General features: G+C 50.5%; 1 protein-coding gene and 1 pseudogene. Both read left to right on the top strand.

The annotated features are described in order from the left end of the window. Positions 1-190, top strand: a pseudogene (locus ALO43_RS31115) (AAA family ATPase); the annotation flags it as partial. 36 nt (positions 191-226) lie between these two features. Beyond that, complete coding sequence (locus tag ALO43_RS31350) at positions 227-457, top strand: hypothetical protein (RefSeq protein ID WP_235812526.1); 231 nt, start codon at positions 227-229, stop codon at positions 455-457. Positions 458-681: the final 224 nt, after the last annotated feature.

The following is a 681-nucleotide window of genomic DNA, read 5'->3' as shown; positions in this document are numbered from 1 at the left end:
ATCGATAGCTGAGTCCGATGTTCGGTTCGCGTTAGTAAAGTTCGAAGACAGGATTCGTTTCGAACGCAGCTATCCTCTTGTATTGACTGCCCAAGGTGGCGCGTTTGAGCGTCAGGAATGGCACGTATCGCTGGAACGCAGCAGTCTTCAGACAAATTTCAGCGCGCTGAACAGTCTCGTATTTTCGTAAAATCTGATTAGCATCGATGTAAGTACCCACGGGGATTTGCCTGTATTCGCCGTCTATCAAGCCAATCGACGCTGGCTGACGATGAGTGTAACCGCTGAGCTTGCTGCACAGAGCAAACCATCAAGACTGGATGCATACACATCTTGGTTCGATGCCGCCTCCAATTTGAAAAACTTCGAGACCTGGTTCATCGGCAAAACACTGGAGCGCTTTCAAAGACTATCCCGAGCAGGTTCTTCCAGCGTTTTCAACGACGAACTGACCTAGATAAACTCAGCCATCCAATGCGCACTACCCGACGCCAAGGGAATAGAGTACGACATGGAGCTACGTGCGTTGGTAGTCGATATGGATGATCGAAAAATCCCGTTCAACGACCTGAGCGACGGACAACGCGGAATGGTCGCACTCTTCGCCGATATCGCTCGCCGTATCTGCTTGCTCAACCCGCACATGGGGAAGGATGTTCTAAGCAAGACAAACGGCATCAT

Origin of the sequence: Pseudomonas tremae, from assembly GCF_001401155.1 — a bacterium.
Classification (GTDB): Bacteria; Pseudomonadota; Gammaproteobacteria; order Pseudomonadales; family Pseudomonadaceae; genus Aquipseudomonas; species Aquipseudomonas tremae.
The sequence above is the reverse complement of the archived record's forward strand: the minus strand, read 5'-3'. Positions and strand labels throughout refer to the sequence as shown.